Source organism: Embleya sp. NBC_00888 (genome assembly GCF_045207655.1).
GTDB lineage: Bacteria > Actinomycetota > Actinomycetes > Streptomycetales > Streptomycetaceae > Embleya.
In genome coordinates this window covers 742298-768122 of record NZ_CP108785.1, presented here as the reverse complement: position 1 = coordinate 768122, position 25825 = coordinate 742298, and the positions used below count along the sequence as shown (strand labels likewise).

At 70.8% G+C, this 25825-nt stretch carries 14 protein-coding genes and 1 pseudogene; 11 read left to right on the top strand and 4 right to left on the bottom strand.

The window, feature by feature from the left end; genetic code table 11:
- Window positions 1–2: 2 nt before the first annotated feature.
- Complete coding sequence (locus OG948_RS37555; RefSeq protein WP_331769458.1) at window positions 3–1142, top strand: LLM class flavin-dependent oxidoreductase; 1140 nt, start codon at window positions 3–5, stop codon at window positions 1140–1142.
- Window positions 1143–1304: 162 nt separating this feature from the next.
- On the opposite strand, the gene OG948_RS37550 is transcribed toward OG948_RS37555, so the two are convergent.
- Complete coding sequence (locus tag OG948_RS37550) at window positions 1305–2552, bottom strand: ROK family protein (RefSeq protein WP_331769457.1); 1248 nt, start codon at window positions 2550–2552, stop codon at window positions 1305–1307.
- A 137-nt stretch (window positions 2553–2689) separates the two neighbouring features.
- Between OG948_RS37550 and OG948_RS37545 the strand changes: the two genes are divergently transcribed.
- Both OG948_RS37545 and OG948_RS37540 read left to right on the top strand, forming a co-directional pair.
- Complete coding sequence (locus OG948_RS37545; protein ID WP_406300508.1) at window positions 2690–3268, top strand: ATP-binding protein; 579 nt, start codon at window positions 2690–2692, stop codon at window positions 3266–3268.
- A 342-nt stretch (window positions 3269–3610) separates the two neighbouring features.
- On the top strand, window positions 3611–4924 hold the full coding sequence (locus tag OG948_RS37540) for an extracellular solute-binding protein (RefSeq protein ID WP_331769455.1): 1314 nt from the start codon (window positions 3611–3613) through the stop codon (window positions 4922–4924).
- Window positions 4925–5447: 523 nt separating this feature from the next.
- On the opposite strand, the gene OG948_RS37535 is transcribed toward OG948_RS37540, so the two are convergent.
- Complete coding sequence (locus tag OG948_RS37535) at window positions 5448–6728, bottom strand: metallophosphoesterase (RefSeq protein WP_331769454.1); 1281 nt, start codon at window positions 6726–6728, stop codon at window positions 5448–5450.
- Between the two features lie 740 nt (window positions 6729–7468).
- On the bottom strand, window positions 7469–9715 hold the full coding sequence (locus tag OG948_RS37530) for an MMPL family transporter (protein WP_331769453.1): 2247 nt from the start codon (window positions 9713–9715) through the stop codon (window positions 7469–7471).
- Between the two features lie 944 nt (window positions 9716–10659).
- Here OG948_RS37530 and OG948_RS37525 point away from each other — a divergent pair.
- Both OG948_RS37525 and OG948_RS37520 read left to right on the top strand, forming a co-directional pair.
- Window positions 10660–10830: a hypothetical protein gene (locus OG948_RS37525; RefSeq protein WP_331769452.1), complete on the top strand. Its 171-nt coding sequence runs from the start codon at window positions 10660–10662 to the stop codon at window positions 10828–10830.
- A gap of 533 nt (window positions 10831–11363) precedes the next feature.
- Window positions 11364–12182: a BTAD domain-containing putative transcriptional regulator gene (locus tag OG948_RS37520; RefSeq protein WP_331769451.1), complete on the top strand. Its 819-nt coding sequence runs from the start codon at window positions 11364–11366 to the stop codon at window positions 12180–12182.
- Window positions 12183–12214: 32 nt separating this feature from the next.
- Here OG948_RS37520 and OG948_RS37515 read toward each other — a convergent pair whose 3' ends face one another.
- Window positions 12215–13735 (bottom strand): AMP-binding protein, encoded by a 1521-nt coding sequence (locus tag OG948_RS37515; protein ID WP_331769450.1) that lies wholly within the window; start codon window positions 13733–13735, stop codon window positions 12215–12217.
- Between the two features lie 311 nt (window positions 13736–14046).
- On the opposite strand from OG948_RS37515, the gene OG948_RS37510 reads away from it, so the two are divergent.
- From OG948_RS37510 to OG948_RS37485, 6 genes and pseudogenes are all read left to right on the top strand, one after another.
- Window positions 14047–15060 (top strand): 4-aminobenzoate N-oxygenase, encoded by a 1014-nt coding sequence (locus OG948_RS37510; protein WP_331769449.1) that lies wholly within the window; start codon window positions 14047–14049, stop codon window positions 15058–15060.
- A 48-nt stretch (window positions 15061–15108) separates the two neighbouring features.
- A complete protein-coding gene (aroF, locus tag OG948_RS37505) occupies window positions 15109–16293 on the top strand; it encodes a 3-deoxy-7-phosphoheptulonate synthase (RefSeq protein WP_331769448.1) in 1185 nt (394 codons plus the stop codon).
- 109 nt (window positions 16294–16402) lie between these two features.
- Window positions 16403–19744, top strand: a pseudogene (locus OG948_RS37500) (type I polyketide synthase); the annotation flags it as partial.
- Window positions 19745–22174 (top strand): type I polyketide synthase, encoded by a 2430-nt coding sequence (locus tag OG948_RS37495; protein ID WP_406300879.1) that lies wholly within the window; start codon window positions 19745–19747, stop codon window positions 22172–22174.
- 65 nt (window positions 22175–22239) lie between these two features.
- Window positions 22240–24360, top strand: a complete 2121-nt coding sequence (gene pabB / locus OG948_RS37490; protein ID WP_331769446.1) for an aminodeoxychorismate synthase component I — start codon at window positions 22240–22242, stop codon at window positions 24358–24360.
- 139 nt (window positions 24361–24499) lie between these two features.
- A complete protein-coding gene (locus OG948_RS37485) occupies window positions 24500–25735 on the top strand; it encodes a cytochrome P450 (protein ID WP_331769445.1) in 1236 nt (411 codons plus the stop codon).
- Window positions 25736–25825 lie beyond the last annotated feature (90 nt).

The following is a 25825-nucleotide window of genomic DNA, read 5'->3' as shown; positions in this document are numbered from 1 at the left end:
GCATGTCGCTGGTTTTCCACTGGTTCCTGCCCACCACCGGCGACAGCCGGCACGTGGTCGGCGGCGGTCACGGCTCGACGCCCGGAGCGGCGGGTGCAGACCGGCCGCCGAGCATCGGCTACCTCGGCCAGATCGCCCGGGCGGCGGAACAACTCGGCTTCGTCGGCGCACTGACGCCCACCGGGGTGTGGTGCGAGGATGCCTGGTTGACCACGGCAATGCTCACCCAGGTCAGCGAACGGCTGAAGTTCCTGGTGGCCTTCCGCCCGGGCCAGATCAGCCCGACCCTGGCGGCACAGATGGCTGCGGGCTACCAGAACCAGTCGGCCGGCCGACTGCTGTTGAACGTGGTCACCGGTGGGGAATCGCCCGAGCAGCGCGCATACGGCGACCTCCTGGACAAGGACGGCCGGTACGCTCGGACGGACGAGTTCCTGGGCATCGTCCGGCGGCTTTGGGCGGGCGAGACGGTCGACCACCACGGCAAGCACCTGCGGGTCGAGCGAGCCGAACTGACCCGGTTGCCCTCGCCGGTTCCGGAGATCTACTTCGGAGGTTCGTCGGCCGCGGCGGCAAAGGTCGCGGCTCGTCACGCCGACGTGTACCTGATCTGGGGGGAGCCGCCGCAGCTGGTCGGGGAGAAGATCGAAGGGATCCGGTCGGCCGCCGCCGTGCTCGGCCGCAAGCCGCGTTTCGGCGTGCGGCTGCACGTGATCGCCCGGGACACCTCCGCGTCGGCCTGGGCGGAGGCGGCCCGGCTGCTTGCCGGGATGGACCCGAAACGGATCCGGGCCACCCAACTCGCGCTGACCCGGAGCGAATCGGTCGGTCAACGCCGGATGCGCGAACTGCACAGCGGGTCGACCGAGCGGCTGGAGATCCATCCCGGCCTGTGGGCCGGGATCGGCCTGGTCCGCGGCGGCGCGGGCACCGCCCTCGTGGGCAGCCACCAGGAGGTGGCCGAGCTGATCGCGACCTACCACCGCCACGGGGTGGACGAGTTCGTGCTCTCCGGGATCCCACATCTGGAGGAGGCGTACCACTTCGCCGAGGGCGTCCTGCCACTGCTTTCCGCCCGCGGACTGTGGCACCGGCCCGCCCCGGGGCAGTGGCCTGGCCCGGGCCGGCCTCGATACCAGTGACACCGTTCCTTGCCGCGCTCGGTGCCTACTGGGCGGTGACCGCCGGATCACCGCGTGGGTGGGAAAACGGAACACGGTCAGCAAGGCGCGCGCCTCGATCAACTTCGTGGGCTTGGTCGGACGAAGTCCCGCGCTTCCGCTGTTCGGGGCACCATTCCGGCCTCAGCGGGTGAGCTTTCGTATGGTCGGCCGGGCCGGGAACCGGACGGTGTGGGAGGTGAGGTCGTTGAGGAAGCCTTCGAGGGCGAAGGTTGCCGTTCCGAGGCATACCGCGTTGTCGGGTAGTTCGGACAGGCTCAGGGTGACCGCGCCGAATGGTTGGTCGAGTGAGTAGTGTGCTGCGGCGTTGCGGGTGGCGGTCAGCAGTGGTTCGCCGAGGCGGTCGGCGACCCAGTCGCCGAGTACGATCCTGGCGGGGTTGAGCATGTTGATCATGGTGGCGACGGACGCGCCGAGGTGGCGGCCGGTCTCCTCGATGACCCGCTGGGCCGTGGGGTCGTGTCGGCGGGCCGCGTCGGCGAGGGCCTCGATCGCGGCGATCTGGTCGTCGATGGTGAGGATCGGGTGGTGCGGGTCGGTCTCGCGCAGGGTCTGCAGGATGCCGGGGGCGCCGACGTATGCCTCCACGCATCCGCGGGCGCCGCATCGGCAGGTGCGTCCGTCCATGACGAGGATGATGTGGCCCCATTCGCCGGCGCTGTTGGTGGTGCCGCGGTAGAGGGTTCCGTCGATGGCGACGCCGACGCCGACGCCGGTGCGCAGGGTGACGACGGCCAGGTCGTCGACGTCGCGTCCGGCGCCGAACCACAGTTCGGCCACGGTGCTGGCCTTGAGCGGGTTGTCCACGTAGAGGGGGAAGTCGAGGCGTTCGGCCAGGAGGGCTTTCATGGGGACGTCGCGCCAGTGTCCGTAGACGGCGAGCACGGAGACGCCGCCCTCGCGTTCGACGAGTCCGGGCAGGCTGACCCCGATGCCCAGGACCCGGTCGGGATCCACGTCGGGGGTGGCGAGGAGGTCGTCGACGCCCAGGGTGATGTGTTCGACCACGTCGCCCGGGGTGCTGCCGCGTGGGTCCATGCGTCGTTCGACGGCGCGCAGGACGTTCATGGCGAGGTCGTAGAGTTCGAGACGGACGAAGTCCTCGGAGACGTCGACGCCGACCAGCAGGCCGCGTTCGGCGTTGACCGCGAGGCGTGCGCGGGGGCGGCCGCCGCCGGAGTCCTCCCGTCCGACCTCGACGAGCACGCCGACGTCGAGGAGCTCGCCGGTCAGGTTGGCGACCGTGGCCGTGGAGAGCCCGGTCGCGGTTGCGATCTGTTGCCGGCTCACGTGCTCGCCGGCCGCGTAGGTGCTCTGCAGCACCTCGAACCTGTTGTGCCGGCGGATGTCCCGTGCCGTTCGCTTGCGCATGAAACTCCTCGCCCCTCTGTGACAGTCTCCCCTTATTCTAAGTCCTGGAAGATACTATTTACACCTGTTGGACTAAGGGGTAGTTTGGATCACAGGAACAGCCCGAGGAGCCCTGGCAGGGCACGACCGCTCGGCTGGTGGCCGAGCTGCACGATGTGGAGGCACCCGAGATGTGCCCATACCGAAACGCCGGCGTCGTGGACGCCCCGCAGTGTCGCGTCGAGGTCGCGGCCGGCGGATCGCGGGCGGGTGTCCGGGGCCGGGTTCGTCGCCCCGCACCGTCGCTCGACCAACGGCACGCCGTGATCGCGCTGCCCGCCCGGGACGTCCGGGTTGCCGACGCCCGCCGCTTCACGGGTGCGGTGCTGGCCCGCTGGGGTCTGGGCGGTGACGATCGGGACTCCGCGGTTTTGATCGTCGGCGAGTTGGCCGCGAACGCGGCGCAGTACGGCCGGAGCGTCATGACCGTTCGCCTGGTCCTGGACACGGGCGTGCTGGACATCGCGGTGGACGACCACGGGGACCACGGCTCACGGCGTCGGCCGCGGGTCTGCGACCCCGACGAGCACGGCCGGGGCCTGGACATCGTCGAATTCCTCGCCGGCGGGGTGGACGTCGAAGACTGCGGTGCCGGCCGCACCGTCCGGGCGATGCTGCCGGTCGCCGCGCCCGTCTCTCGATACTCGCGCAGCAATGTTCCGGCGATGGCGGGCTGACCCAGCCCGGGCGCGCCTCGTCTGGCGCGCCGCGCGTGACCGAGCCCCCGGTGGCGCGCAGGGGATGGCGGGCCGGCCCGACAGGGGCGGCGGTCGCTCGACCCGGTCCCGCGGTGGTGTCGGATCCGAAGCACCGGATCCGAAGCAATCGACGAGTTGCGGTTCGACGGCTGGGGCCCGTTGACGAGGATCTGCGGAATCGGCCGTCCGCACATTCGGATGTTACCTAATATTGTCTAAAATGTTCACAAAAGTCACCATTACGAACATGTATGCATGAAGAGCGCGACCAAACCCGCACCAACGGTCCTGTTTTCCCGAAGGCATGAAGGCGGTACTGCGATGAAGCGGCACCTGATGGCATTGGCGGCGACAGGACTGTCGGCCGCACTGCTTCTGTCGGCGTGTGGTGGCTCGGACGACAAGAAGGACGAGGACAAGGCGACGCCCGGCGCCTCCGGTGAGGCCGGTGCGCCCAAGGACGGGTCGATCAAGCTGGTCGTGGCCGACTACGGCAGCGGCGACGGCAGCATGCAGAAGTACTGGAACGGCGTGATTTCGAGTTTCAACGCGAAATACCCCGGCATCAAGGTGAACCTGCAGGTCGTCAACTGGGACGACATCGACAAGCAGGTCGCGACCATGATCCAGAACAACGACATGCCCGACCTTCTGCAGACCGGCGGTTATGCCGACAAGGTCGTCGACGACCTGCTCTACCCGGTCGACGACGTCATGTCGCCCGCCACCAAGGCCGACTTCGTCGATTCCTTCACGCCCGCGGCGACGGTCAAGGGGAAGCAGTACGGCATTCCCTTCACCTCCAGCACCCGGCAATTGATCTACAACACCGACCTGTTCGCCAAGGCCGGGATCACCGACCCGCCGAAGACCTGGGACGAACTCAAGGCCGCCGCGACCAAGCTCAAGGCCGCCGGCGTGCCCACGCCCTTCGGCCTGCCGCTGGGCAAGGAGGAGGCCCAGGGCGAGTTCATGAACTGGGCGCTGGGCAACGGTGGCGGCTACCAGACCAACGGCAAGTACACGGTCAACAGCCCGCAGAACGTCGAGGCCCTGAACTGGGTCAACGACAACCTGGTCAAGACCGGCCTGACCGAGTCCAACCCCGGCACCAAGAACCGCAAGGACGTCTACACCGACTTCTACGGCGGCAGCGTCGGCATGGTGAACAGCAACCCCACCATGATCGCCACGCTGAAGAAGGACTACCCGAACCTCAAGTACGCGACCGCGCCGATCGCCGGCAGGACCGGTCCGCTGAACGAGACCCTCGGTGTCGCCGACTGGATGATGGCGTTCAAGAAGAACGGCAGGAAGGACCAGATCAAGGCCTTCGTCGACCACGCCTTCGGCACCGACCAGCAGCTCAAGTTCCAGGAGCAGTACAGCTTCCCGCCGGTGACCAAGTCGGTGATGGCCAAGATGACGGCCAACCCCGCCAACGCCGGCCTCAAGCCGTACATCGACCTGCTCCCGAAGGCGAAGTTCTACCCGCTCAACGACGTCGCGTGGGACGTGCTCTCGCCCAAGATCAAGGAACAGCTCGGCAGCGCGGTCTCCGGCAAGTCGCCCAAGGACGTGCTGGACCAGCTCCAGAAGGAAGCCGAAGCGGCGGTCGCCCAGCAGAAGAGCTGACGTGTCACAGCTGATCACGCTATTGGAGCGGGCGGGCGATCACGACGGTTCGGAACGCCTCGCCCGCCAAGCCGCCGACGCCGAAAACATCTGGGGTGATTCCTGTGTCGGAGGCTCGCGGGGCTGCTGTCGGACGCTGGGCATGTCGGTCGCATCAGCTCTTGCCTGCAACAACGTCCGTGGTTGGGCCCATACGCCCCGACGTTGCCTCGCCGAAACGGTCGGTACACCGTCTGCCACGACACGTACAGGGACGGTGGATCCCGCCACAGCACCCGGTCCGGAGGCGCCACCACACACCGTCCACCAACCGCCGCCAACGTGGATGGCCGTCATCGTGAGGGGGCAACGACCGCCCGCTCGGACGACAGGACCCGAAACCACGGGCACCTCGTCGGCGGCCTACTTCACTTGAAGTGTCGGGGACCGGCAACGGAGCATGCGTCTCCGCGCCAGTCCCCGACCCTACTCGGACACATCCGACTTCATTGGGGATCAGCAGTCAGGCCTCAGCAGTCGGCCCTCAGTGGCAGGTGAACTTCTTGTTGGTGAGGCTCGCGTCCAGAGTGCAAATCTGGGGCAGGGCCATGCCGGCCGCGTCGTGGAAGGTGAGATCCCAGTTCCCGCCGTTGTCGAGGAGCACGGCGTAGCCAAGGATCCCTTGCTGGGTTCTCGACTGGTTCACGGTTTGCGTCGGATCGCCGACGAGCTTGCCCGGAGTCATGGAGTCGGGCGGGCCGATGTCCAGAGGCAGCGCCCCCGAGGCGCCCACGGTCACCTGGGGCGGCCGCGTGCTGTTGAGGAAATCGACCATCTGGTAGAGGTGGATGTGGCCGGAGAGCACCAGCCGGACGTTGTCCGCCAGTCGGCCCAACGTGGTGGCGGCGAGTCCGCTGTCGAGAGCGTGGGTCACCCAGGTGACCGCCGTCGGCGTGGTACCGACCGACTTCACCATCCACAGCGGCTTGTGCGTGAAGACGAAGTAGTCGTTGCCGGGATACTGCTGGGCATCCTGGTTCACGACGGTGAACTCGTCCCGGAACTCGGTCGTCTCGGCGCTCGTCGTCGTCCCGTTGTCGCTCGGGTCGGCGGATGAGGAGTCCACCGACGCCAGAGTCAGCGTGCCCGCTCGGATCAGCGACGGCGGATACGTGAACTCCGTGCACGAACCGTTGTCGAGCAGGTTGTCGGCCAGGTACCGGAACCAGGCGCTGCCCGTGCCACCGGATTGGCCGTTCTGGCACGCTTCGTGATTGCCCCGGGTCAAGGCGACCGGCGACACGGCCAGCAGGTCCGCCGCCGGGCGGAAGAAGTCGGCGACGACACAGTCCCAGTGGGCCCTGTCCCCGGCTGTGGTGCACCCCGGATTCAGGTTCGTGTCGTTCGCCTTGCCGGGATCCTCGCGGTACAGGTAGTCACCGACGTGGACCACAAGGTCCGGCTTTGTCGCGGCGGCGCTCTTCGAGATCTGCCCGAAAGGCCAGCCGTTCGCACAGTCCTGTACCAGGCCCATCGTCGGGACCCGGCAGCCTGTGTCACCGATGACCGCGACGGAGCGGGGACGCGGGTTCGCCCCCCAGTTCGGCAGCGGGAGCTCATGGTTCGCAGGGTGCCACGAGGTCGCATGGATGGTCGACGCTTCGAGCACCGCATTGGAAGCGGAGAAGGGCACGCCCAACTCGCACACGGTCGTGGGGAACTGAGGGCCCGCCGGCGTGCTGACGCGGTGCAGAACGAACGGGGCCCGGGTCCCGTGGAAGGTGTACCGGACCGTGGGGCAGGTCTGGGTCGTGTCGGTGCTCACGTAACGGATTTGCGTGCCCCGGCTGGTCAGTTGGGTCCACGCCCATGCCTCGCTTGCCGGGCCGCCGGGAGGGGAGGACGACGGTGACGGAGATGGGGGCGGGGACGGTGGCGGCCCGCCGGGAGGGGAGGAGGACGGGGACGGTGGCGGCCCGCCGTGGGTTGCGGTCGGCGCGGAGCCGGCGCCCGCGGCAACCGCCACGGTCAGTACGCCTACCGCGGCGATGACGGTGATCCGATGCAGCACGTTCACATTCCTTCGCTCGAGACGTCGACGTGCGACGAGATCCCCGCGGTCCCACCGCTCGCAGGTGGCCTGCCGTCCGTGACAGTCATCCGCGGTGGAATCTCGCAGCCCGGCACCGGTTTCCCATCGCCGCAGGCCATGGGAGGAGTAGTTACCTGACCGGGGATCCGCTGAACCGCGACCAACGCGAACGGCCCACGCGTTGTGCGCCACCCGGGTGAGTGCGCGGTGCCGCAGGCAATCGGCCGGCATCGACCGCAGGACACCGCGGCGGCGAATCGTGTTGTCGAAGGTCAGCGGTTCGGGTGCGGGACGGGTCCACCGTGCCTGGTCATCGACCCCCAAGTCGGCAAGGTCGTCGACACCATTGCGGTCCTGGGCAAGTGGCAGGAACCGCTCGGCCGGCAACGGTCGCGACCCGCGATCTTCGTGCGCGACCGCACGGCGTATGTGTCCGATCCGGTCGCCGACTCGGCGCAGCCTCCGCGTCGGGGTCAGACTCCCGCCGAGTTCTTTTTGTTCGAGGTGCCGGGCATGTGCTCCGGCGAAGCCGTGGGCGGGGGTACGGTGCCGGTTTCGCTGAGGCCGAATCGGTTGTGGAACCTGCGCAGGGGGCGGGGTGCGTACCAGGCCGAGCGGCCGAGCAGGCGCATCGCGGCGGGGACCAGGATGCCCCGTACCGCGACGGCGTCGATCAGGATGGCCAACCCGGTACCCAGGCCGAACATCTGCATGAAGCTGATCTCGGCCGTCCCGAACGCGAAGAAGCTCACCGCCAACAGGGCGGCGGCCGCGCTGACGATGCGCCCCGTGTGCCCGAGGCCGTTGACCACGGCCGACTCGGTGTCCTCGCCCTGGTCGTGGAGTTCCTTGATCCGGCTGGTGACGAACACCTCGTAGTCCATCGAGAGGCCGAAGGCGATGCAGAACATCAGTACGGTCGTCGACACCTCCATCGGCTGTGGTGTGGAGCCGAGCAGGGATGTGAGGTGGCCGTCCTGGAAGATCCAGGTCATGACGCCCAGAGTCGCGCTCAGGCTGATCAGGTTCAGGACCAACGCGCGCAGCGGTTGCACGACGCTGCCGGTGAACAGGAACAGGAGCAGGAAGGTGGTGAGGGCGACCAGGCCGGCGGCGAATGGGAGTCGGCCGGCGATGGAGTCCTTGGCGTCGACCAGTTCGGCGTCGGGTCCGGCCACCAGGGGATGCGTCCCGCCGGGCCCCGCGAGCGACCTTACCGTGGTGACCAGTTTCTGGGCATCTTCCGACTTCGGCGGCAGTGCGCTCACCACGTTGATCCGTTGCGCGTCCGGCCGGCCCAGGGCCGCATTGCCGGGACCCGGGGCGGTGGAGTTACCTTCGGTGTAGGTTCCCGTGGACGCCTCGACCCGGACGATGCCCCTGTATCCGGAGAGTTCGGCCGCGTAGGCGCCCAACGGGGCTTCGTCCACGGGCTTGTCGATGACGATGTGCAGGGCCGCGGCGTCGTTGCCGGCGAAGTTCTCCCGCAGCGCGGTCGCGACCTGTCGACTGGTCGCGTCCTCGGGCAACACGCGTTCGTCGGCCATGTCGAACGTGATGCCCAGGAGCGGACTCGACGCCAGCAGCAGGACGCCGAGCATCGGCATCGCGGCGAGTGCGGGACGTCGCATGACGGCGCCGGCCAGCCGGCCCCACACGGACGTCGCGGCGTCCGGGCGCGCGGGCTTCACCCATGGCATGCGGCCGCTGTTGACCCGGTGTCCCAGGACGGCGAGCAGGGCGGGCATCACGAACAGGGCGGCGATCGCCGCGACCATGATGACGCCGACCCCCGCGTAGGCGAACGAACGAAGGAAGGACTGCGGGAACACGAGAAGCGCGGCGAGCGCGGCGGCGACCGTGGCGGCGGAGAAAGCGACCGTGCGGCCCGCGGTGAGCACCGTGTGGCGGACGGCGTCGTCCACCTCGGCGCCGGACGCGAGTCGGTCCCGGAACCGGTTGATCATCAACAAGGCGTAGTCGACGCCCAGGCCCAGGCCCAGGGCCGTGGTCAGGTTGGTTGCGAAGATCGAGATGTCGGTGATGTCGCCGAGGAGGGCGAGTTCGGCGAAGGTGCCCATGACGGCGATGGTGCCGATCACCAGGGGCAGCATGGCCGCGACCACGCTGCCGAAGACGATCAGCAGCAGCACCAGGGTCAGCGGCACGGCGATGGTCTCGGCCAGGACGAGGTCGTCGGTGCCCTGCGTCGACATTTCCTTGGCCACGGCGGTGGCCCCACCGGCCCGGACGACGAGCTCGTTCCCGCGCGGTCCGGTGTGGGCGGCGATGATGCCCTTGACGTTCTTCGCCTGCTCCGTGTCGTCGCCCTTGACGTGGGCGAGCACCATGGCTTCGCGGCCGTCCTTGGAGCGGAGGGCGGGGTTGTCCGTGTCCCAGTACGAGATCACGTTGTCCAGGGCCCGCTCTTTCCTGAGGTCGGCCGCCAGTGCCCGGCCATCCCTTTCGACGGCCGGGTCGTCGACGCCGCCTTGGCGGGCGCGGACCAGCAGGACCAGATTCGTCTCCCCGCCGAACTTCGCGTCGATGACCCGACCGGCACGGGTGGATTCGGAGGCCGGGTCGTCGAAGCCGCCCCCGCTCTGCAACTTGGCGAACGCGCCGAAGCCCACGGCGGCCATGAGGGTCACGGCCACGGCCGCCACCACAAGAATCACCCGGGACCGACGGATCGCCAGTTCGGCTACGCGCTCAAACACGTAACGTCTCCTTTGAATTACTCAAAGTGAGGCTAGCATGCGAAGTATTGCACTGATCCGAGCGGAGGAGAATTCGGGGCGTTTCGATCTTGTCGGGCGGCTGAAGGTGTCGAATATGCCTGAAATCCATGGGAGTTGACGTCCGGGCCCGGGTGCCGTCCCGGGGCGGTGGGCGGCGGGTGCGAACTCCTCGATGGGAGTGCGGGGTTGGGCCGCGGGTCGGTCGTCGGCCTAGCCGCGCGTTGGGCGGTGGGGCGCGGGAGACGCCGTTCGCGCCGGTTGCGGCCGGCTTCGGGCGCGGTGGACCCGGTAGCCGCGCGCCGTAGGCAACGAGGGACCCGATGCGCCGCGCCGCGCTGCCGCCACCTGCTCGCGCTCACCGATTCCGGCCCGCATCACCGTGACGAGCAAGGGGATCCCCGTCCGCTCGGCGCGCACCGACGCCGAGTGCGCCCGCCCGGCTTCGGGCCGTGTCCACGAGCCTGCGGATCGCCGGGGGCAAGGCCGTTCCCGCGTGCGACGGCTTTCGGGCAACATCGTTCCTGTCCGCGACCGGACGCCGAGGGTGCCTTCCCTGCGTTCGAGTTCGCCTGCCGCGCGCACATTCGGGGCAGGCCCGTGCTCGGTCGGGGACTGCGCCGACCAGGCGGGATGTTGGCACGAGGCGGTGCTCGCCCGGCTCGTGTCGTGATGCCCGGCGGCGGAGCTCGCCCCTCGCCCCGAGGCCCGGCGGGACGCCGGCGTGTACCCGCCGTGCCGGCGAAGTTTCGCCCGGCGCTCGTGGGATCGCGAGTGGCACCAGGCGCACACAGGCGGTCAACCGGCGCGCAGCCGTCGCCCTTGTGCACCCGGGCGCCCTCCTCCGGCCGTGGACCGCGTCCCGTCGTCCGCGCGATGGTTGGTGGACGCACGGCCTTGCCGACCCCGCCAGTGAGGGAGCAACGATGAGCCGCCCCGTTTACACCCGAGAGACCCGGGCCCCGCACAGCATCGAGGGCCTGGTGAGCATCCGGCCGCGCGAGATCGGCGGCGCCGCTTTCCATGCCGGCGGGCGGACCCGTCGCCATCACGCCGCAATGCTCTTCGCGCCGCGCGGACATGTGCACGCGCGGTGATGACATAGCGGTCGAGGCATTCGCATTTCGGCGCTCCGGAGCAGGATTCGGCGACGGCGCCGTTCCGACGGGCCCCGGTTTCGTCCACCGAGCGGCATTGCGCGGATGGTGAGGGTGGCGGCGCATCCCTCGGATGTGTTGTTGCCGTCGTGGTCCGGGGGGATACGGTGCCGGGTTCGGATCCGAGTGCCTCGGTCGCGAACACCTCACGAAATCACCGCGCTCGGGCAGGTCCGTCGAACGGCGGATCCGGAATGGGCGCGATCACCCACTCGCGGCGGCGGGAGCGCGGCGCTCCCGGCGATCGGGACATGTCGACGGTGCGAAGGTTCGCCTTTCCGCGTCGACGAGTACACAGCAGCCTGCGGGTGGCATTTCCCGGTGGCGGATGCCTCCCGGTTCCTTGTTCATGCGGCACAACGAGAGTCAGGGGGCGACTCGGCCGACTCGGGACTCGGCGGAAGCGGTCATTCCTACCGGCGGTCAGGGGGGACGGGTGGCCATTGAATCCAGTGTTGCCAGGTGGGGGTGTGATGTCTGCGAACGTTACGGCGCAATTGTCCGATGAACTCGCGTTCAACATTCTCGGGCCGTTGGCGGTGTCGTCGACCGCAGGCCCGTTGTTGTTGGGACCGGCGCGGCAACGTGCCGTGCTGTCCGCGCTGTTGCTGGCGCCGAACCAGGTGGTGGGGGCCGAGCGACTCACCGAGGTCGTCTGGCCTACGGGGCCTCCCGGCAACGTGTCGGCGGGCCTGCATAGTTACGTCTCCAATCTGCGCCGCCAACTCGAACCGCACTGCCCTCCGCGGGGACGCAACCGGATCCTGCGGAGGGAGCCACACGGATATCTCCTCGCCGTCGAGGGGGAGCGGGTGGACGCCTGCCGATTCGAGTACCTGCTGCGCCACGGGCGTCGACTCCTGCGCGAGGGCCGTTTCGAAGAGGCCAGTTCGGCGCTCGAGGCATCCCTGTCCCTGTGGCGCGGCGCGCCCTACGCGGAACTCGGCGACTACGAACCGGCCGTGCGTGAGGCGGCGCGCCTGGAGGAACTGCGCTTCCTGACCTGGGAGGCCCTGTGGGAGGCCGAACTGTGCTGGGGGCGGGACAACGTCAACGTCGTGGCCGAACTGGCCGCCCTGAGCGCGAAGTACCCCCAGCGGGAACGGCTGGGCTGGCTGCTGATGATCGCGCTGTGCGAGGTGGGTCGGGAGGCGGAGGCGGTACGGGTCTACCACCGCATCCGTAGGGCGCTGGCCCAGGAACTGGGCGTGGACCCGGGACGGGAACTCCGGTTGTTGTTCACCCGGATCATTCGTGCCGAGTCCGTCGGACGGACGTGTCTGGAGTACTGACCGGGACTCGGCGGGGGCGGGACCGGCTGTCGTCAATTGATGCGCCGGTCCCGGCCCGACCAATAGGGCTCGCGCAACGCGCCCTTTCGAACCTTGCCATTGCTGGTTCGCGGCAGGGCATCCGTGAAGTCCACGGATGTGGGTGCCTTGTATCGGGCCAACCGCTCCTTGCAGTGCGAGATGAGTTCCGCGGCGCTGGGCCGGACTCCGGTGACGGGCACCACCACCGCCTTGACGGTCTCGCCCCATCGCTCGTCCGGCACGCCGATGACGGCCGCCTCGGCAATCGACGGATGGCTCAGCAGGCACGCCTCGACCTCCAGCGAGGCCACGCTTTCACCGCCGGTGACGATGACGTCCTTCAACCGGTCGAACAGGACGAGGTGTCCGTCGTCGTCGAAGGAGCCCGCGTCACCGGTGCGGAACCAGCCCTCGTCGAGGGATGCCGCGTCGGCCTCGGCATCCCGCCAGTATCCGTCGAGCACCATGTTGGAGCGTGCGAGGACCTCACCGCGCGCGCCGGTGCGCAACCGCACGCCCAGGGCGGGCGCCCCCGCCCGGGTCAGACCTCCGCTGCCCGACGACGCCCCCGGCGGACGCCGGTTGAAGGTGAGCAGCGTCGTCTCCGTCAGGCCGTACACCTGGTGGAACGTCCAGCCCAGTTCGTCCTCCACCCGGCAGACGAACCGCTCGCTCACGGGCGCGCCCGCGCACACCACACGTACGCTGCCGTGCCCGGGGATCTTGCCGGGCCAGGACCGTGCCGCCCGAAGTACCGCGTCCCACACGGCCGGAGCGCCGAACGCGAGGGTGACACCGTGTTCGCGGACGCGCCGCAGGATCTCCGTGCCGTCGATCCTGCGCAACAGCACCTGCTTGGCGCCGAGTCCGGCGAGCAGGAACGGCACGCCCCAGCCGTTGCAGTGGAACGTCGGCAGCGTATGCAGATAGACGTCCTGTTCCCAGATCCGGGCGTGTAGGCCGAACGTCGTCGCATTGAGCCAGATGTTGCGGTGGGTCAGGGCAACGCCCTTGGGGCGGGCGGACGTTCCCGAGGTGTAGTTGAGGGTCGCGACGGCGTTCTCGTCGGGACACGACCAGGGGCGGGGGGCGATGTCGTACCGCATGACCTGGGTGTCGGTCTGCTCACCGAGTACGAACCGCTTCGGGCCCTCCACCGAGCCGAGTACGGCCTCGACCTCCGGATCCACGAAGACGACCGAGGCATCGCACTGCCGCAGGATGTACGCGATCTCCTGGGGCGTGAGGCGGTAGTTCACCGGAACGCAGATCCGGCCGCTCGCCGAGACCGCGTAGAGCAGTTCCAGGAGCCGGGAGGAGTTGGGGCTGACGACGGCGACCCGCTCGCCGACGCCGACGCCCAGGGCGTCCAGACCCGCCTGCCAGGCCCGAACGCGTCGCAGCACTTCACCGTAGGTGGTCGTGGGCACCGGGCCGGACGGCTGGTCCGGCTCGTCCACGAGCGCGGTGCGATCGGCCGCGGCCGTCTCGGCGCGGTCCAGAAAGTCGGCCAGGGTGAGCGGAACGAGCATGATGCGTCCTCACGGTGGGGTCTCACGGCGGGGTTCCCGGGAACGGGACGGGCGCGAAGGCACGAAGAACACGAACGGCGCGGCCGACGGCATGCGACGGCGAAGGCGGCGAAGGAGCCGACGGAGCGGGCCGGCGCGACGACGGTGCTCGCCCACGGCGTCCGCGCCACCGCGGCTTCGCGCCCATCGTGGCATCCCCGGTCCGAATCCAGAAGACTCCCTCGGACCCGCCCAAGTCACGTTCAAGAAACCCCCAAGTCCGGCCGGTGAGGATGCAACGTCGCCGTGGACCACGAGACGGGGAGAGCCGAATGCGCGAGGAGTCGGGCGCGGTGACCACCTGGGCGTCCGGAGGGTGGGTCGAGGAGGACGGTATCGGCAGTTCGACGCTGCGCCGCCTCGTGGAAGCGTGGCCGCGGCGTGCCGCGGTGGCGACGAGTTCCGGTGTGCTCGGCGGGCCTGCGACGTACGACCCCCGGGTGCCGGACTATCCGCTGCGGATGGTGCCGTTCGCGCAGCACCCCCGGTTCCTCGCGGCCACCGGTGAACAGCGCAGACAGGTGCTGACGGGCCTGTGGATCGGTTACAACGAACGGGTCATCGCCACCGAGCACCTCATCGCGGAGCCCGCCTTCGACCTCGTCATGCGTGGCGTCTTCCCCGGGAGCGATCAGCCGCTGGTGCGGCAGGGAGTGCAACAGGCCATCGTCGACGAGAGTTTCCACACGTACATGCACATGCTCGCCGTCGCTCGGACCAGGGAGTTGCGCGGCGTGCGCAGCCGACCCGAGCAGCCCACCCTGGTCACGTATCGGCGGTTGCGCGAGGTGCTGGCGACGATGCCGGAGGCGTGGGAGCGCGACGTCGCCGTCCTGGTCTGGGGAGCGGTGGCCGAGACCTGCATCAACTCCCTCTTGGCGCTGTTGGCCAGGGACGACTCGATCCAGCCCATGCACTCTTTGATCACCACCCTGCACCTGCGGGACGAGACGGCGCACGGCTCCGTCGTCATCGAGGTCGTCCGGGAACTGCACGCCCGGATGAACGCCGACCGGCGCCGCGCCCTGGTGCGCTGTCTGCCGCTCGCCCTGGAGGCGTTCGCCGAGCAGGACCTCTCCACGCTGCGGCTCGAACTGGTCACCGCGGGCGTCGAGGGCGCCGACGAGATCATCGGCGACCTGCGGGCCACGCCCGCCGGCCGGCGTCTCGTGCGGGACTTCTCCGGGGCGCAACGAATGATCGAACGACTGGAGTTGACCCACGCGGTGGACTTCGACTTCCCCGAAAGGCCCGAGTGGTCGCCCGGCGTGGGCGCGCGCGGATGAGCCCCCCGGAGTCCGCCGGCCTCCGCCACCGACGCAGAAGGGTGACCGATGATCGTTGCTCGATTCCGATCCGACGTGCCGATCGACGACCGGAGCCGGCTGACCTGCGCGTGGCATGGGCGCGGATACCGGTCGCTTCAGTGCCTGGCCGGGCGACACACCCTCGTCACCTTCCCGGACCTCGAGGCGACATCGCCGAAGGGTGCGGAGTTCGTGGCCTTGTTGCAGGCCACCCCCGCGCTCGAATGGGTCGTCGACAGCGTCGACGCACCGGCCCTGGGCAGTCTCGCGGCCACGGGCGAGCCGACCGCGGTGCGGGTGTCCGACGACTGTGTCGTGGGCGGCGGACGCTTCACCTGGATCGCCGGGCCCTGCGCCGTGGAGAGCGCGGCGCAACTCCTCGGCGTGGCACGGGAGGTGCGGGACCGAGGCGCACACCTGTTGCGGGGCGGCGCGTTCAAGCCGCGCACCTCTCCGTACGCCTTCCAAGGGCTCGGCAAGGCCGGCCTGGACCTGCTGCGGGAGGCGTCCGCCGAGACCGGACTGGGCGTCGTCACGGAGGTCGTCGACGTCGCGCACGTCGAGGCCGTCGCCGAGGTGGCCCAGGTACTGCAGATCGGTGCACGCAACGCACAGAACTTCGCGCTGCTCCACGAGGTGGCGTTGACCGGCCGCCCGGTGCTGCTGAAGCGGGGCTTCGGCTGCACGGTCCCGGAGTGGCTCCACGGCGCCGAATACCTGCTGGCGGCGGGCAACGGCAACGTGCTGTTGTGTGAACGCGGCGTCCGTACCCACGGGAACACGACTCGTTTCACCCTGGACATCAGCGCCGTGCCGCTGGCGAAGCGGCTCAGTCACCTGCCGGTCATCGTCGACCCCAGCCACGCGTGCGGGCGCAGCGATCTGGTCGCCCCGCTGGCCGCCGCCGCTGCCGCCGCCGGAGCCGACGGGGTGATGGTCGATGTGGACCGGGCGGGCCACTCCGCGCTGTGCGACGGCGAGCAAGCGATCACCCCGGACGCGTTCGGGGCGCTCGTGGAGCGCACGAACCGCATGCTGCGCAGTCTCGACCCGGCACCCGACCCGGCACCCGACCCGGCGCGCGACGGTCGGCCGCCGACTCCGGGGTCGCGCACGACGACCGCGACGGGCTCTCTCCCTCCTCGTGTCCACGCCCCGCGGAACGCCGGCGACAACGTCGCCGGGCTCGAACGGCGCACGGACCCGCTGTAGCGCCCGCACCCGTTCCCGGCCGTCGTACCCAGGCAGAAAGGACACAAGGATGGACCGGAACGAGGGATACGACCGGCCGTTGCGGCAGCGCCTCGCGGACGCACGGGAGGTGGAGCGGCGCCGGCTGCTGCTCGATCTGATCCGGACGCACGCCTCCGCCGTTCTGGACCGGGACGACCGGGTGCCGCTCGATCCCGGCCGGGCGTTCGGCGCCCAGGGGGTGCGGGGGCGGGCGGCGGCACGTCTGCGGGAACGGCTGAGCAAGGTTACCGGCAGCGCCCTGTCCAGCACCGCCCTCTTCGACTATCCGACTCCCGAGGCCCTCGCCGGACACCTGTGCGCCCTGCTGCTCGGCGAGCCGGCCGCCCTCGAATCGGACCCGGGGACCGGCACGCCCGCCGAGCGACGGGCAGCGATGGACGAGCCGATCGCGATCGTGGGCATGAGCTGCCGGCTGCCCGGCAACGTGTCGTCGCCCGAGGACTTGTGGGACCTGGTGAGTTCGGAGACCGACGCGATCTCCGCGTTCCCCACCGACCGGGGCTGGAGCGTCGAGTACGACCCGGACCCCGACCACGTGGGCACCACGTGCACCCGGCACGCCGGATTCCTCTACGACGCACCGGACTTCGACGCCGGGTTCTTCGCGATCAGCCCCGGTGAGGCCGTCACCGTCGACCCGCAGCACCGGTTGTTCCTGGAGACGTCGTGGGAGGCGGTCGAACGGGCCCGGATCGACCCGACCTCGCTGCGCGGCAGCCGGACCGGCGTGTTCGTCGGCATCATGTACAGCGAGTACGGCGCCCGCATCCGGCGCGTTCCGCCGAGTGCGGAGGGCTACCGGGTCGTGGGCAGCATGCCCAGCGTCGCCTCGGGGCGCCTCGCCTACAGCCTCGGCCTGGAGGGGCCGGCGGTCACCGTGGACACCGCCTGCTCCTCCTCCCTGGTGGCCGTGCATCTCGCCGCCCAGTCCCTGCGCAGGGGCGAGTGCACGCTCGCGGTGGCCGGAGGCGTCACCGTGATGGCCACGCCCTGGGGCTATGTCGAGTTCAGCCGACAGCGCGGGCTGGCACCCGACGGGCGGTGCAGGTCCTTCTCGGCCGACGCGACCGGCAGCAGTTGGTCCGAGGGGGTGGGCGTCCTGCTCCTGGAACGGCTGTGTGACGCGCGGCGCAACGGGCACCACATTCTCGCCGTCGTGCGCGGATCGGCGGTGAACCAGGACGGCGCGTCGAACGGGCTGACGGCGCCCAACGGCCCGGCCCAGCAGCGGGTGATCCGCCAGGCGCTGGTCCACGCGGGCCTGACCACGGCGGATGTGGACTGCGTGGATGCCCACGGCGCCGGAACCCAGTTGGGCGACCCGATCGAGGCGCAGGCACTCCTGGCCACCTACGGACAGGACCGGCCGAGCGACCGGCCGCTGTGGCTGGGCTCGCTGAAGTCCAACATCGGGCACACCCAGGCCGCGGCCGGGGTGGCGGGCGTGATCAAGATGGTGATGGCGATGCGCCACGCCGAACTGCCGCGCAGCCTGCACATCGCCGAGCCGACGCCGCACGTGGACTGGTCCGCCGGGGCGGTACGGCTCCTGCGCGAAGCGCGGCCGTGGCCGCGGATCGACCGGCCGCGCCGGACGGCGGTCTCCTCGTTCGGCGTCGGTGGCACGAACGCCCACATCATTCTGGAGCAGGCACCGCCGGAACCCGACCGGCCTCGTGCGGCACCGGCGGCCCCGGCCGCGGGGGACCCCACCGGCACCGCGGAGATCGAAGGCCGCCCGCTGCCGTGGATGGTCTCGGGGGCCGGGCGGGCGGGCCTACGGGCCCAGGCGTCGCGGGTGGCGGACTTCCTGACGTCGGACCCGCGGGAGCCGGACCCGGATCTGGCCTACTCGCTGCTGAGTTCCCGGGCCGCCCTGGCCGACCGTGCCGTCGTGGTGGCCCCGGACCGGACCGCGGCGATCGCCGGCCTGGCGGCGCTCGCGGACGGCGACCACGGCCCGCACGCGGCCCTGGGGACGGCCACGGCACGGGACCGGATCACGTTCGTCTTCCCCGGGCAGGGCTCGCAGTGGCCGGGCATGGCCACCGAACTGATCCGCAGCTCACCCGTGTTCCGGGAATCGATCGACGCCTGCGCCGACTGCCTCGCCCCACACGTCGACTGGTCACCGACGAAGGTGCTGCGCGGTGAAGCCGACCCCTCGATCCTGGACCGGGTCGACGTCGTGCAGCCCGCGCTGTTCGCGGTGATGGTCTCCCTCGCGGCAGTGTGGCGATCCTTCGGCGTGGAACCGGCCGCGGTCGTCGGGCACTCGCAGGGCGAGATCGCCGCGGCCCACGTCGCGGGCGCACTCTCCCTGGAGGACGCGGCCCGCATCGTGGCCCTGCGCAGCCGCGCCCTGCGGGTCCTGGCCGGCACCGGCGGGATGGTCTCGGTCGTCGCCCCCGTCGAGCAGGTGCGCCACTGCCTCGCGCCATGGGACGGTGCCGTGTCCGTCGCGGCGGTCAACGGACCGCGGTCCGTGGTCGTCTCCGGCGAATCGGTGGCCCTGCGCGAGGCCATGGAGGCATTCGAGGCGCAGGGTCTGCGGGCACGGCGGATCCCGGTGGACTACGCGTCCCACTCGGCACGGATCGACGAGATCCGGGCGACCCTCCTGACGGAGATGTCCGGCGTGCGCCCACGAGCCGCGACCGTGCCGTTCTACTCGACGGTCCTCGGCGAGCCGATCGATACGACGGCCCTGGACGTCTCGTACTGGGTGCGCAACCTCCGCGAGACCGTACAGTTCCACCGCACGGTGGACCGGCTGCTCGCCGACGGCCACACGACCTACATCGAGATGAGCCCGCACCCGATCCTCACCGCCGCCGTCCAGGAGGCGGCCGACGCCGCAGGCGCCGAGCGAGCCGGTGACGTCCTGACCGTCGACTCGCTGCGACGCGACGAGGGCGGCCCGGCACGGATGCTGACCGCGGTCGCCGAGGCCCACGTGCACGGCGTGGCCGTGCACTGGGCGGAGGCGTTCCGCGATGTCGACGCCCGCCTGACGGACGTACCCACCTACGCCTTCCAACGCACCCGCTACTGGCTGGAGGAGGCGGCGGCACCGGAGGCGGACGTGACGACGGCCGGTCTGGACGGCCTCGACCACCCCCTGCTGGGGGCCGCGGTCGCGCTGGCGGACGGGACCGGCGGCATGCTCTTCACCGGGAGCCTGTCCACCGGGACCCATCCCTGGCTCGCCGATCACGTCGTCGCCGACATCCTCGTCGTACCGGGCACGGCACTGCTGGAGGTGGCCCTCCAAGCCGGTGCGCACGCGGGCTGCGACGTGCTCGAAGAGCTGGTCCTCCAGGCCCCGTTGATCCTGCCCGAGCAGGGCACCGTCCGTCTCCAGGTGACGGTGGGCGGACCGGACGATTGCGCGCGACGGGAGATCACCGTGTACTCCCGGGACGGCGACGCCGCCGACGCGCCCTGGACCCGGATCGCCGAAGGCACACTGGCGCGCGGCGACGGCCGTCTTGCGGAACCCCTGCGGCAGTGGCCGCCGGACGGCGCGCAGGAGATCGAACTCGACCACTGCTACCGCGAGTTGGCCGGGATCGGACTCGACTTCGGTGCCGCGTTCCAGGGTCTGGAGCGCTGCCGGCGCCTGGACGAGGACCTGTACGCGGAAGTCGAACTCCCCGAAAGCGCCGGCGGCGCCGATCGCTACGGGCTGCACCCCGCGCTGTTCGACGCGGCCCTGCACGCCCCGGCGTTCGTGTCCGCGTCCGCCGACCCAACCGACGCGGCCGTGATCCGACTGCCGTTCTCCTGGAGCGGGGTGACCCTGCACGCCACGGGCGCCACCGCGTTGCGCGCCCGCATCCGAGCCACCGGGCCCGGCACCCTGTCGGTCACCGCCACGGACCCGGCCGGGCACCCGGTGCTGACGGTGGAGGCCCTGGGCATGCGCCCGGTGGCCGTGCGGTCCCTGCGTCGGGCCGCGGCCGTGGCCGACGCCGCACTGCTGCGCCCGCGGTGGCGGCCCGAGCGGCAACGCGCGCCCCGTGACCCGGCGCCGGCGCACTGGGCGTGGATCGGGGACGGAGCGGCCGAGACGAACGACGCGCTGGCGGCCCGGGGCATCGTGTGCGCACACCACCGGGATCCGGCGGCGCTGCGGGCGTACCTGGACACCGGCGGCAGCGCACCCGAGGTCCTCGTCCTCGCCCAACCGTCGGGGCACCTCGGGCTCGCGCCGGCCGCGGGATCCCCGGCCGTCGACCCGGCCACCGCCGCGCATCGCAGCGCGCACTCCGTCCTGGCCGCACTGCAGGACTGGCCGGCCGACGAACGCCTGGCCCACACACGTCTGGTCCTGCTCACGCGCGGCGCGGTCGCCGCGGGCCCGGGCTCGCCACCCGACCCCGCCCTCGCCGCGGCCTGGGCGCTGGCGGCCTCGGCGCAGTCGGAGTACCCGGACCGCATTCGACTGGTGGACCTCGACGACCGCGACGCGTCCCGATCCGCACTCGTCGACGCGGTGGCCTCGGACGCGGCCCAGGTGGCGGTGCGCGACGGAGTCCTGCTGATCCCGAGCCTGGTGCGAGTGGCGGCGTCGGCGGCCCGGGGCGCGACCTGGCGCACGGACGGGACGGTCCTGGTGACCGGCGGCCTCGGCACACTGGGCCGGTTGGTGGTGCGGCACCTGGTGGTCACGCACGGCGTGCGACGGGTCGTCGTGGTGTCCCGGTCGGGCGAATCGAGCCCGGGCGCAGCCGAGTTCGTGAAGGAACTGAGCGCCGAGGGTGCCGACATCCGGGTGGTGGCGGGCGATGTGGGGGATCGTCGCGCGCTGGAGGAGGTCCTGGCGTCGATTCCGACCGAGTACGCGCTGACCGGCGTGGTGCACATGGCCGGCGTCCTGGACGACGGCATCCTGGCGGCACAGACCCCCGAACGCCTCGACCGGGTGCTGCGCCCCAAGGCGGACGGTGCCTGGCATCTGCACGAGGCGACGGCCGGCTCGGACGTGGCGTTCGTCGCGTTCTCGTCGGTGTCGAGCGTCCTGGGACCCGCCGGACAGGCCGGATACGCGGCGGCCAACGCCTTCGTGGACGCCTTGATGGCGCAGCGCCGGGCCGCGGGACTGCACGGCGTGTCGCTGGGCTGGGGACTGTGGCAGGCACGATCGGGGCTGACGGAGGCGATGGCGGAGGCGGACGTACGGCGGATCGCCCGCTCGGGCGTCAGGCCGCTCTCCGACGCCCAGGGGCTCGCCCTGTTCGACCTCGGCTGCGCCGCCGACGAACCCGTCGTCTTCCCGCTGCGGCTGGACACCGCGGGCCTGCGCGACGGCGACGACGTGCCGCGCCTGCTGCGCGGACTCGCCCGTACCCCGGTCCGCCGGACCGCGGTCGGCGCGGTCGACACGGGGGACGAGCCGGGCGGGGAGCAACTGACCACCCGGCTCGCCGGCCTCCCGGAGGACGAACAGGACGACCTCCTGCTGACCCTGGTGCGCACCCACGTCGCGGCCGTGCTGGCGTACGACGACCCCCGGTCCGTCGGCGAGCGGCGCTCCTTCGCCGACATCGGATTCGACTCCCTGCGCGCCCTGCAACTGCGCAACCGCCTCGGCGGCGCCACCGGCCTACGGTTGTCGCCCACGCTGGTCTTCGACTACCCCACGCCGGTCGTCCTCGGCCGACACCTGCGCGGCCTGCTGCTGCCGGATGTTCCGTCGTCGACGACGACGGTCGGGCCGCCCGCCGACCACGCGCTCCCCCCGGCTGCGCACCGCAGCGGCGAGGACCCGGATCGGCTGCGCTCGGCCTCGCGGGAGGAGGTCTTCGACTACCTCGACAACCTGCTCGACGAGTAGGCCCGCTTCGGCACGCCGAATCGGAACGATCCGGTCCCCGCTCGAACCCGACAAGGAACCGCTCGATGCGTGCGTTGCTGATCGACAACTACGACTCCTACACCTACAACCTGTTCCAGCTCCTCGCCCGGGTGTACGGCAAGGAGCCGACCGTCCTGGTCAACGACGACCGGGCCTGGGCGAAGCAGGACCCGGGGGCGTTCGACTGCGTGGTGATCTCACCCGGTCCGGGCCGACCCCAGCGCCAGAGCGACCTCGGGTTCTGCCGGGACCTGCTGGACCGCTGGCGGGACGTGCCGGTACTGGGGGTGTGCCTGGGTCACCAGGCGATCGCCCACCACTACGGAGGGCGGGTGGTGCCGGGAGCGCCCCGGCACGGCCACCTCACGCGGGTCCGGCACCGCGAGGAGGACCTGTTCGACGGCATTCCCCAGGACTTCACGGCGGTGCGGTACCACTCGCTGCGGGTGGTCGAGCCCCTGCCGGGCGGCCTCCGGGCCACCGCCTGGGCGGAGGACGAGACCGTGATGGCACTCAGGCACGAGAGCCTGCCCCGATGGGGCCTGCAGTTCCACCCGGAGTCCGTCGCGAGCGAGTTCGGCGAGCAACTCCTGTGGAACTTCGCCGAGTCGATAGGCGGGCACTACGCCTCCCCACCGCCCGAGTACGCGCGCTGGGCCCCGTCCTCGGGCAGTGCCCCGGCGCCGCAATTCGACCTGGCCGTCGAGGTCGTCGACCGGGAGGTGGACACCTCGGCCCTGTTCACCACGTTGTTCGCGGGGAGCGAGTACGCCTTCTGGCTCGACAGCAGCGCCCCCGGTGTCGGCGGGGCCAGGTTCTCCTTCCTCGGCGACGACTCCGGTCCCCGTGCCGAGACCCTGACGTACCGGACCGGGGAGAACGCGGTGACGGTCCACGACGCCGGTGGCGTACGGGAGGAGAAGGGCACCGTCTTCGAGGTGCTCCGGGACCGGCTCCGTACCCGCGAACTGCCCGCGGCGGACCTTCCCTTCGACCTCAACGGCGGATACGTCGGCTACTTCGGCTATGAACTCAAGGCCGAGTGCGGGAGCCCGAACATCCACCGGGCACAGACCCCGGACGCCGTGTGGATGTTCGCCGATCGTCTGGTCGCGGTGGACCATCAGCAGGAGCGGACCTATGTCCTGGCCCTGAGCGGTCCGGACCCGGGCGAGGCCGAGAACGCCCGGGCCTGGGTGGCGCGCACGGCGCTGCGCGCCCGCTCGCTGCCGGATGCCGCGCCCGCCCGGCCGATCGGCTCGCCGGCCGCGGCGCCCGACCCGGCAGTCGAACAGGAGGGCGAGGAGCCGGTCCTCGCCCGCGTCCGGGCCGACTACGTGCGCGACATCGAGGACTGCCTCGCGGAACTGCGCAGCGGAGAGAGCTACGAGATCTGCCTGACCAACCGGATGCGACTACCCGCCCTGCCCGACCCCTTGGGCTATCACCTGCTGCTCAGGCGCCTCAATCCGGCGCCCTACAGCGCCTTCCTGCGGCTCGGCGCGGTCGCCGTCGTCTGTTCGTCCCCGGAACGATTCCTGCGGATCGACCGGGACGGAATCGTCGAAAGCAAGCCGATCAAGGGAACGGCGCCACGCGGCGCCGACCCGGTCAGCGACGAGGCACTACGCCTGTCCCTGACGGCGTCGGCGAAGACCCGCGCCGAGAACCTCATGATCGTCGACCTGCTCCGCAACGACTTGGGCCGGGTGTGCGAGGTGGGGTCGGTCGACGTGCCCGCGTACATGGTGACCGAGTCGTACGCGACGGTGCATCAACTCGTCACGACGGTCCGCGGCCGGCTGCGGCGCGAGGTGGATCCGGTGTCCTGCGTCCGCGCCTGCTTTCCCGGCGGGTCGATGACCGGCGCCCCCAAGCTGCGGACGATGGCCATCATCGACCGCCTGGAGCAGGAGGCGCGCGGCGTCTACTCGGGCACCATCGGCTACTTCGGACTCTGCGGCGGCGCGGACCTCAACATCGTGATCCGCACCGCCGTGACCTCGGCCACGGACACGGTGATCGGCGCCGGCGGCGCGATCGTGCTCGACTCGGATCCCGCCGACGAGTTCGACGAAGTGCTGCTCAAGGCGAGCGTGTTGCTGCGGGCGCACACCCTGCTGACGGCATCGGGCCGGCGGAGCGGGGAGCCGCGTGCGGGCTGATCCGACGACGGCCGCCGCGTCCCGCGGCAGCCGCGAGCGGGCGAGCCGTTCAAGTCGACCCCAAGACCGCACCAAGACGCACCGAACAGAATGCGCTGCTGGCTGCGCACCCGCCTTTCCCCGAGAGAAGGACAGGGATATGTCGACCGTCGAAGGGTCTGGGGCATTGCGGCAGGTTGTGCCGTTCCTGGACATCACCGTGCCGGATTTCGTGTGGGACTCGCCCGAGGTGGCCGAGGCCAGGGAACGATCCTGGGTCGCCGAAACCCCGCTGGGACTGCTCGTGTTGCGCTACGCCGAGGCGCACAGCCTCTCCCGCGACGCGCGCCTGGTCTCGGGTTTCCGAGACGTCGTGGACCTGGTCGGGCCCGGCGAGGGGCTGGTGCGCGATTTCATGCGCGACTTCATGCAGAGCCTGGAGGGTCCCGACCACCGCCGCCTGCGTGGACTGGTCACCCACGCGTTCACCGCGCGCCGCATCGCGGCTCTGCAACCATTCATACGTGCCACCGCGGAGCGCCTCGCCGACGAACTGGCCGCCGGGGGAGAACGCGACTTCGTCGACGCGTTCGCCGACCCGCTGCCCGCGGCCGTGGTGTGCGAACTGCTGGGCTTCCCCCCTGCGGACTACACCACCGTCGGCCGTTGGTGCCGGAACACCAACCTGGTCCTCGCGCTGGGCCCGGACCAGAGCCGGGTCGCCGAGGTCGAGGAGGGCCTGGCGGGCATGTACGACTACTTCGAGACGGTGATCCGCGAGCGCAAGGCGAAGCCCGGCGACGACCTGTTCTCCGACATCCTGCGCGCCAAGCAGGAGGACGGCGCTCTCGACGACCGTGAGCTGCGCACCCTGATCGCGACCCTGCTGGTCGCCGGGTACCAGACCACGAGTCACCAACTCGGCCACGCCATGGTGGCGTTCGCCGAGCACCCCGAGCAGTGGCCGCTGCTGCGGGAGCAGCCGGACCTGGTCACCCAGGCGGTGGAGGAGGTGCTGCGCTGGTGCCCCACGACGACGGTGGTGGCCACCAAGTCCGCGGCCGAGGACTTCTCCGTCAACGGCTACCCGATCTCGAAGGGAACCCCGGTGTGGTTGTGCGCGCACTCGGCGCAGCGCGATCCCCTGGTGTTCGAGGGCGGCGACGCGTTCGACATCACCGTGCGGCGGGAGGCCTCCCCGTTGGCGTTCGGCGGCGGCGCGCACTACTGCCTGGGCGCGGCGCTGGCTCGCGTCGAACTCGCCGAGGCGTTCGCGGCCCTGGCCGCCCGCCTCGGGCCGCCCGAGGTCGCCGGACCGATCACCTGGCGGCCCTCGACCGGGGTGTCCGGGCCGGATCTGCTGCCGTTGCGCTTCGGCGCCCTGACCGGCGCATGACGCCGCCCGGCCCGGCGGTGCGCCCCTGAGGGGGCGGGGGCGTCACCGGGGACGGGTTCACGGGGTCCGCCGTCCCTCGGCGGGCGCGCG

Coding starts and splice junctions, on each gene's coding strand:
- OG948_RS37555 (WP_331769458.1), top strand. CDS start 3: ATGTCGCTGGTTTTCCACTGGTTCCTGCCCACCACCGGCGACAGCCGG.
- OG948_RS37550 (WP_331769457.1), bottom strand. CDS start 2,552: ATGCGCAAGCGAACGGCACGGGACATCCGCCGGCACAACAGGTTCGAG.
- OG948_RS37540 (WP_331769455.1), top strand. CDS start 3,611: ATGAAGCGGCACCTGATGGCATTGGCGGCGACAGGACTGTCGGCCGCA.
- OG948_RS37525 (WP_331769452.1), top strand. CDS start 10,660: ATGAGCCGCCCCGTTTACACCCGAGAGACCCGGGCCCCGCACAGCATC.
- OG948_RS37520 (WP_331769451.1), top strand. CDS start 11,364: ATGTCTGCGAACGTTACGGCGCAATTGTCCGATGAACTCGCGTTCAAC.
- OG948_RS37515 (WP_331769450.1), bottom strand. CDS start 13,735: ATGCTCGTTCCGCTCACCCTGGCCGACTTTCTGGACCGCGCCGAGACG.
- OG948_RS37510 (WP_331769449.1), top strand. CDS start 14,047: ATGCGCGAGGAGTCGGGCGCGGTGACCACCTGGGCGTCCGGAGGGTGG.
- aroF (WP_331769448.1), top strand. CDS start 15,109: ATGATCGTTGCTCGATTCCGATCCGACGTGCCGATCGACGACCGGAGC.
- pabB (WP_331769446.1), top strand. CDS start 22,240: ATGCGTGCGTTGCTGATCGACAACTACGACTCCTACACCTACAACCTG.
- OG948_RS37485 (WP_331769445.1), top strand. CDS start 24,500: ATGTCGACCGTCGAAGGGTCTGGGGCATTGCGGCAGGTTGTGCCGTTC.